Source organism: Streptomyces pseudogriseolus (genome assembly GCA_002154585.1).
Classification (GTDB): domain Bacteria; phylum Actinomycetota; class Actinomycetes; order Streptomycetales; family Streptomycetaceae; genus Streptomyces; species Streptomyces pseudogriseolus.
Map to the genome: position 1 here is coordinate 1 of MUNG01000061.1, position 8,642 is coordinate 8,642.

The following is an 8,642-nucleotide window of genomic DNA, read 5'->3' on the forward strand; positions in this document are numbered from 1 at the left end:
CCCACGTCGTCCTCGAAGCCGTCAAGGACGCCACCGACGAGGAACACGAGGTCGAGGAACCGAAGAGCCCGGCCGTCACCCACGGCCTCCTGCCCTGGGTCCTCAGCGCCCGCAGCCGCGACGCGCTGCGCGCCCAGGCCGCCCAACTCCTCGCCCACATCGGGCAGAACCCCGATCTCACCCCCGCGGACATCGGCCTCTCCCTGACCGCGACCCGTACCGTCTTCGAGCACCGGGCCGTCGTGCTCGGCGCCGACCGCGCCGCCCTCACCGACGGACTGCGGCTGCTCGCCGAGGGGGAGACCGGACCGCACACCGTCACGGGCGTCCACCGCGGCCAGGGCAAGACCGCCTTCCTCTTCTCCGGGCAGGGCGCCCAGCGTCCCGGCATGGGCCGTGAACTGTACGACGCCTTCCCGGTGTTCGCGGACGCCTTCGACGCCGTGTGCGCGCACATCGGCGACGAGCTGCGCGACATCGTCCTCGGCGACGACGCCGAGCGGCTGAACATGACCGGCTGGACCCAGCCCGCGCTGTTCGCGGTCGAGGTCGCGCTGTACCGGCTCCTCGAGTCCTGGGGCGTGCGGCCGGACTTCCTGGCCGGGCACTCCATCGGCGAGATCGCCGCGGCGCATGTGGCCGGGGTGTTCTCCCTGGAGGACGCATGCGCCATGGTGGCCGCGCGTGGCCGGCTGATGCAGGAACTGCCCGCCGGTGGTGCGATGTTCGCGGTCGAGGCGGCCGAGGACGAGGTGCTGCCGCTGCTCGACGGACGGACCGACGCCGGGATCGCGGCCGTCAACGGCCCGCGTTCCGTGGTCGTGTCGGGTGCGGAGGACGCGGTGGCCGAGGTGGCCGCCGAACTCGCCGCGGTCGGACGGCGTACGACCCGTCTGCGCGTCAGCCACGCCTTCCACTCCCCGCTCATGGACCGGATGCTCGACGCGTTCCGCGAGGTCGCCGCGAGCCTCACCTACAGCGAGCCGACCATGGCCGTCGTCTCCACCGTCACCGGACAGGCCGCCGAACCCGGCCTGCTCACCGACCCCGAGTACTGGGTCCGCCATGTCCGGCAGCCGGTCCGCTTCCACGACGGCGTCAACTGGCTCGCCGAGCACGGGGCCGACCGCTTCTGGGAGATCGGCCCGGACGGCACCCTGACCGCCCTCGCCCAGACCTGCCTGGGCGAGGACAGCGCGAACGTCCTCTTCGTCCCGTCGCTGCGCAAGGACCGCGAGGAGACCGGTGCCCTGCTCGACGCCGTCGCCCGCGCCTTCGCCAAGGGCGTGGACGTCGACTGGCCCCGCCTCTTCGACGGCGCCGGCGCCCGTGTCGTACAACTGCCCACGTATCCCTTCCAGCGCCGCCGCTTCTGGCCCCGGCCGCCCGCCCTGCTCGGGGACGTCACCGCCGCCGGTCTCGGCGCCAGCACGCACCCGCTGCTGGGCGCGGCCGTCACCCTCGCCGACGGCGACACCCACCTGCTCACCGGGCGGCTCTCCCTGCAGTCCAGCCCGTGGCTGAAGGACCACGCCCTCACCAGCACGGCCCTGTTCCCGGCCACCGGCTTCCTCGACCTCGCGCTTCACGCCGGGGCTCAGGCGGGCTGCGAGAACGTCGCCGAGCTGACCATCCTGACCCCGCTCACCCTGCCCGAGCGCGGCGGAGTGCGGGTGCAGGTGCGGGTGGAGGCGCCGGACGCCACCGGCGCCCGCCCGGTGACCGTGCACGGCCGCCGCGACGACGCCGGCCCCGACGACCCGTGGACCCTCCACGTCAGCGGCCTGCTCACGGCCGACGCACCGGCCGCCGGCTCCGCGAGCGGTTCGTACGACTTCACCGCCTGGCCGCCCGCCGACGGCGAGGAGGTGTCCCTGGACGGCTTCTACGAGGCGTTCACCGACCGCGGCCACCTCTACGGCCCGCTCTTCCAGGGACTGACCCGGGTGTGGACGCGCGGCGAGGAGGTCTTCGCCGAGGTCGGTCTGCCCGCCGACGCCGACCCCGCCGCCGACGCCTTCGATCTGCACCCGGCCCTGCTCGACGCCGCGCTGCACGCCGTGATGTTCGTGCCGATGGAGGACGCGGGACGGCTCCCGTTCTCCTGGAACGACGTGCGGCTCGACGCCGTCGGCGCCTCCGCCCTGCGGGTGCGCATGACCCTGCGGGGCCCCGAGTCCGTCGCCCTCGAACTCGCCGACCCGGCCGGCCGGCCCGTCGCCTCCGTGGGCTCGCTCACCCTGCGCGAACTGACCGGCGACCTCGACGGGGCCACCGTCGGCAACCCCGAACGGCAAGGCCTGTACGAACTGGACTGGCAGCCGGCCGGCTCCCCGGCGTCCTCCGGCGCACCGGCCGCCGCCGACTGGGCGGTCACCGGCTCCGCCGAGGCCCGGGAACTGGCCGCGGCCCTGCGCGGGGCCGGGCACACCGTCACCGTCGCACCCGACGCGGACGCCCTCGCCGCCGGGCGCGTGCCGGACACCGTCCTGTACGCCGTGCCCGTCACCGACGGCGACCCGGCCGAGCGGGCACGGCAGACCACCGGCGAGGTCCTGGCGTTCCTCCAGCGGTGGCTGGACGACCCGGCGTTCGCCGCGGCCCGGCTCGCCGTCGTCACCCGCGACGCCGCGCCCCCCGGTCACCGGCCCGCCGACCCGGCCCAGGCCGCCGTCTGGGGCCTGGTGCGCTCCGCCCGCACCGAGAACCCCGGCCGCCTGGTCCTCGTCGACACCGACGGCACCGCCGCCTCCGCCGCCGCGCTGCCCGCCGCGCTCGACGCGACCGCGTTCGAACTGTCCGTACGCGAAGGCACCGTGACCGCGCCGCGCGTGGTGCCCCTGGCCGCCGACCGGGCCCTGGTCCCGCCGGCCGGCACCGAGGCGTGGCGCCTCGGCGTCGAGCGCCAGGGCACCCTCGACGGCCTGCGGCTCGTGCCCTGCCCCGAGGTCACCGGGCCGCTCGGCCCGCGCGAGGTACGGATCTCGATGCGCGCAGCCGGCGTCAACTTCCGTGACGTCCTCACCGCGCTCGGCATGTACCCGGGCGACGCCACCGCCATCGGTCTCGAAGGCGCCGGCGTGATCACCGAGACCGGCGCCGAGGTGACCTCCGTCGCCCCCGGCGACCGCGTGCTGGGCATGTTCGCGGGGGCCTTCGGACCGGTCGCCGTCGCCGACGAGCGCATGGTCGCGCCGATCCCCAAGGGCTGGAGCTTCGCCGAGGCCGCCACCGTCCCGATCACCTACCTCACCGCCTACTACGGGCTCGTCGACCTCGCCGCGCTGAAGCCCGGCGAGAGCGTCCTCGTCCACGCCGCGGCCGGAGGCGTCGGCTCCGCCGCCGTCCGCCTCGCCCGCCACCTCGGCGCCGAGGTCTACGGCACCGCGTCCCCCGCCAAGTGGGACGCGCTGCGCGCCGCCGGACTCGACGACGCCCACCTCGCCTCCTCCCGCGACCTCGGCTTCGAGGAGCGGCTGCGCACCGCCACCGGCGGCCGCGGCGTCGACGTGGTCCTGGACTCCCTGGCCCGGGAGTTCGTGGACGCCTCCCTGCGGCTGCTGCCGCGCGGCGGACGCTTCCTGGAGATGGGCAAGACCGACGTCCGCGACCCGGAGACGGTCGCGGCCGACCACCCCGGCGTCGACTACCGCGCCTTCGACCTGATCGAGGCCGGACCCGACCGGATCGGCGAGATGCTGCACGAACTCGTGGAGCTCTTCGACCGCGGGGTGCTCGGGCCGCTGCCGACGACCGTGTGGGACGTACGCCGCGCCCCCGAGGCGTTCCGCCACCTCAGCCAGGCCGCGCACATCGGCAAGGTCGTCCTGACCCTGCCCGTCGCCCCGGACCCGGAGGGCACCGTGCTGCTCACCGGCGGCCTCGGCGGCATCGGCCGGACCACCGCCCGCCACCTGGTCGCCGAGCACGGCGTCAAGCACCTGCTGATCGCCGGACGGCGCGGCCCCGACACCCCCGGCGCGGCCGAAGTGCGCGCCGAACTCGCCGCCCTGGGCGCCGAGGTGACCGTCGCCGCCTGCGACGTCGCCGACCGCAGCGCGCTCGCCACGCTCCTCGCCGGCATCCCCGCCGACCGGCCGCTCACCGCGGTCGTGCACACCGCCGGCGTCCTCGCCGACGGGGTGCTCACCTCGATGACGCCCGAACGGCTCGCCGAGGCGCTGCGCCCCAAGGCCGACGCGGTCGTCGCCCTGCACGAGCTCACCCGCGACCTGGACCTGGCCCGGTTCGTGGTCTTCTCCTCCGTCGCCGGCACCTTCGGCGGCGCCGGACAGGCCAACTACTCCGCCGCCAACGCCTTCCTGGACGCCTTCGCCCAGCACCGGCGCGCCCTCGGCCTGCCGGCCGTCTCCCTCGCCTGGGGAACCTGGCTGCCGGACGCGGGCATGACCGGTGAGCTCACCGACGCCGACCGGGAGCGGCACGCCCGCACCGGCATGGTCCCGCTGGACCCGGCACGGGGCATGCGCCTGCTGGACGCCGCGTCCGTCTCGGACCGGGCCGCCCTGCTGCCGATGGACCTCGACGCCGCCGCCCTGCGCGCCCACCACGACGTGCTGCCGGTGCTGCTGCGCGGCCTCGTGCGCACCCCCGTACGCCGCCGCGCCGACGCCGCCCCGGCGGCCGCCGCGGCCACCACGGCGGCCGAGCAGACCCTGGCCGAACGGCTGGCCCCGCTGTCCGCCGCCGACCGCGAGCAGCTGCTCCTCGACGTGCTGGCCGAACAGGCCGCCGCCGTCCTCGGACACGGCTCGGCCGACACGATGGAACCCGACCAGACCTTCAAGGAACTCGGCTTCGACTCCCTCACCGCGGTCGAACTGCGCAACCGCCTCGGCGCGGTCACCGGCCTGCGGCTGCCCGCCACGCTGGTCTTCGACCACCCGACGCCGCTCGCCCAGGTCCGGCACCTGATGAGCCGGCTCGACCTGCCCGAGCCGCCCGGCACCGCGCAGGCCCTGCTCGGCGAGATGGACCGCCTGGAGAGCGCCCTGCACGACGCTTCCGTGGACGGCGAGGACCGCGAACGGGTCACCGCCCGGCTGCGGGAGCTGCTCGCCCGCTGGCAGGACGCACCGGTCCCCGCCGCCACCGCCACCGCGCCGGCGGAGGCGGACGAGGAACTCGCCGGGGTCGAGACGCCGGACGACCTCTTCGACCTGATCGACCGCGAGCTGGGAGACGCATGAGCACCCCGCCGCCCTCCCGACCGCACCCGACGCCCCGGCCCCACCGGGTTCAAGGAAGTGACACACGTGGCTGACGACGACAAGTACGTGGAATACCTCAAGCGGGTCACGGGCGAACTGCGGCAGACCCGCCGCCGGCTGCGCGAGGTCGAGGACCGGGCCCGCGAGCCGATCGCCGTCGTCGCGATGAGCTGCCGCTTCCCCGGCGACGTCCGCGGCCCCGAGGACCTGTGGCGCCTCGTCGACGAGGGCGGCGACGCCATCGGCGCGCTGCCCGCGGACCGCGGCTGGGACATCGAGGACCGCTACGACCCCGACCCCGGCAACCCCGGCACCTTCTCCACCCGGGAGGGCGGCTTCCTCGGCGACGCCGCCTCCTTCGACGCGGGCTTCTTCGGCATGAGCCCCCGCGAGGCCCTGGCCACCGACCCCCAGCAGCGCCTGCTCCTGGAAGCCTCCTGGGAACTGCTGGAGCGCGCCGGGATCCGCCCGCAGACCCTGCGCGGCAGCGCCACCGGCGTGTTCGTCGGAGCGGCCACCTCCGGCTACGGACAGGGCCCCGTCGAGGTGCCCGAGGACGTCCACGGCCTGATGCTGGCCGGCAACGCCACCTCCGTCGCCTCCGGCCGCATCTCCTACGTCCTCGGCCTCGAAGGCCCCACCGTCACCGTCGACACCGCCTGCTCCTCCTCCCTGGTCGCCCTGCACTGGGCGGTGCAGGCCCTGCGCAACGGCGAGTGCGACCTCGCGATGGCCGGCGGCGTCGCCGTCATGGCCACCCCCGGCCTGCTGTTCGAGTTCAGCCGGCAGCGCGGCCTGGCCCCCGACGGGCGCTGCAAGGCGTTCGCCGACGGCGCCGACGGCACCGGCTGGTCCGAGGGCGTCGGCCTGCTCCTGGTGGAACGCCTCTCCGACGCCCGCCGCAACGGCCACCCCGTGCTCGCCGTGGTCCGCGGCTCCGCCGTCAACTCCGACGGCGCCTCCAACGGCCTCACCGCCCCCAACGGGCCCGCCCAGCAGCGCGTCATCGAACAGGCCCTCGCCAGTGCGGGCCTCACCGCCGCCGACGTCGACGCCGTCGAGGCGCACGGCACCGGCACCACCCTCGGCGACCCCATCGAGGCCCAGGCCCTCCTCGCCACGTACGGGCAGAACCGGCCCGCCGACCGGCCGCTGCTGCTCGGCTCCCTGAAGTCCAACCTCGGCCACACCCAGGCCGCCGCCGGCGTCGCCGGCGTCATCAAGACCGTGATGGCGCTTCAGCACGGCCGGCTGCCCCGCACCCTGCACGTCGACCGGCCCTCCACCCACGTCGACTGGGACGCCGGACACGTCCGCCTGCTCACCGAGCCCGCCGACTGGCCCGCCACCGGCGACCGCCCGCGCCGGGCCGCCGTCTCCTCCTTCGGCATCAGCGGCACCAACGCCCACGTCATCCTGGAGGCCGCGCCCGAACCGGAACCCGAGCCGGAGTCCGAGGCCACCGACACCCCCGCCGCCGGGACCACCGCGGCCGGCGCGACGGCCGCACCGGCCCGGCCGCTGCCCCTCGCCCCCTGGTTCGTGTCCGCGCGCAGCGCCGAGGCCCTGCGCGGCCAGGCCGCACGGCTCCTGAAGCATGTCGCCGACCACCCCGACGACGACCCGCACGACACCGCCCGCGCCCTCGTCACCACCCGGCAGACCTTCGAGCACCGGGCCGCCGTCCTCGCCCCGGACACCGCCGCCGCGCGCGACGCGCTGCGCGCCCTCGCCGACGGCGAGGAGCACCCGGCGCTCGTCACCGGCCGCACCCTGCGCGGCGCCACCGCGTTCCTTTTCCCCGGACAGGGTGCCCAGCGCCCCGGCATGGGCCGGGACCTGTACGCCGCGTTCCCCGCGTTCGCCCGCGCCTACGACGAGGTCTGCGCCCACCTCGACCCCGAACTCGGCCTGTCCCTGAAGGACACCGTCCTGCACTCCGGCGACGAGGAGGCCCTGCGCGCCACCGGCCTCGCCCAGCCGGCCCTGTTCGCCTTCGAGGTCGCCCTGTTCCGGCTGCTCGAATCCTGGGGCGTCACCCCGAAGTACCTCCTGGGCCACTCCCTGGGCGAGCTGACCGCCGCCCACGTCGCGGGCGTGTGGTCGCTCGCCGACGCCTGCCGTCTGGTCGCCGCCCGCGGCCGGCTCCTCCAGGCCCTGCCCGAGGGCGGCGCCATGATCTCCGTCGAGGCGGCCGAGGACGAGGTCACCCCGCTGCTCGCCGCGCACGGCGACGCAGTGTCCGTCGCCGCCGTCAACGGGCCCCGCGCCACCGTCCTCTCCGGCGACACCGCGGCCGTCGAGGCCGTCGCCGCCGAACTCGGCGCCCGCGGCCGCACCACCCGCCGGCTGCGCGTGTCGCACGCCTTCCACTCCGCCCGGATGGACGGCGCCCTCGAGGAGTTCCGGCGGGTCGCCGCGGGCGTCACCGCCCGCCCGCCGCGGATCACCGTCGTCTCCGACCTGACCGGCAGCCCCGCCACCGCCGACGAACTGGCCTCCGCCGACTACTGGGTACGGCACGTGCGGCACACGGTCCGCTTCGCCGACGGCGTCGACGGACTCGTCCAGCGGGGTGTCACCCGCTTCCTCGAACTCGGCCCCGACGCCACCCTCACCGCGCTCGCCCGCACCTGCCTGCCCGAGGACACCACCGAGCGGATCTGCCTGCCCCTCCAGCGCAAGGACCGCCCCGAGCCGGCCACCCTGCTCGCCGCCGTCGCGGGCGCCCACGCCCACGGCGTCCCCGTCGACCACGACCGCCTCCTCGGCGCACCCGCTCCGGGCGCCCCCCGGATCGAGCTGCCCACCTACGCGTTCACCCGCGAGCGGTACTGGCTGCGGCCCGCCGCCAGCACCGGTGACGTCACCGGCGCCGGGCTCGCCGGCACCGGACACCCGCTGCTGGGCGCCGTGGTCCGCGTCGCCGACGAGGACCGGGTCCTGCTCACCGGACGGCTCTCCACCCGCGCCCAGGCCTGGCTCGCCGACCACACCGTCGCCGGCACCGTCCTGCTGCCCGGCACCGCCTTCGTCGAACTCGTCCTGCGGGCCGGCGACGAGGTGGGCTGCGGCCTGCTCGACGAACTCACCCTGGAAGCGCCGCTGGTCCTGCCCGACGGCCACGGCGTGCAGCTCCAGATCGTGCTCGGCGCCCCCGACGACGCGGGCCGCCGGACCGTCACCGTCCACGCCCGCCCGGACGCCGACGACGACACCCCCTGGACCCGGCACGCCACCGCCGTCCTCGCCCCGGCCGCCGCCGCCCGCCCCGGCGACACCCTCACCGCCTGGCCGCCCGCCGGCGCCACCCCCGTCCCGCTGGACGGCTTCTACGACGCCCTCGCCGACCAGGGCTACCAGTACGGCCCCGTCTTCCAGGGCCTGCGCGCCGCCTGGCGCGACGGCGAC

The 8,642-nt window shown here is 76.2% G+C and carries 2 protein-coding genes; both read left to right on the forward strand.

The window, feature by feature from the left end; all coding sequences use genetic code 11:
* The coding region (locus tag CCN29_RS07120) for an SDR family NAD(P)-dependent oxidoreductase (RefSeq protein WP_086680585.1) at positions 1–5,210 on the forward strand (5,210 nt) is incomplete at its 5' end.
* 66 nt (positions 5,211–5,276) lie between these two features.
* A partial coding sequence (locus CCN29_RS07125) for a type I polyketide synthase (RefSeq protein WP_143661288.1) occupies positions 5,277–8,642 on the forward strand: 3,366 nt, incomplete at its 3' end.